Below are 261 nucleotides of genomic sequence, written 5' to 3' on the forward strand. Positions count from 1 at the left end.
GGTTTTTCTTAACTTATCAAAACCATAGTTTTTAGCATCCAGAAAGTTGAAAATATCAAAAATCGCCATCGTTGCTGTGGGTTCATCGCCGTGCATCTGCGACCACGCCACGATCTTATGCGGGCACTTTCCCACTTTGATCATCGTAATGCTGCGCCCTTCAAAGGATTCTGCTACTTTGGATATTTCATAGGTTTTGTTGCTGCTTCTTCTGGTGATCAGCGGCTGAATATCTTTATGCTTGAAACGCCGGTTCGTGAG

At 44.1% G+C, this 261-nt stretch carries 1 pseudogene; it reads right to left on the bottom strand.

The features are described from left to right. Positions 1–261: pseudogene (locus F1003_RS16720) on the bottom strand (peptidase M14); the annotation flags it as partial.

It is taken from the genome of Winogradskyella ouciana (genome assembly GCF_009709615.1).
In the GTDB taxonomy this organism is placed as follows: Bacteria; Bacteroidota; Bacteroidia; order Flavobacteriales; family Flavobacteriaceae; genus Winogradskyella; species Winogradskyella ouciana.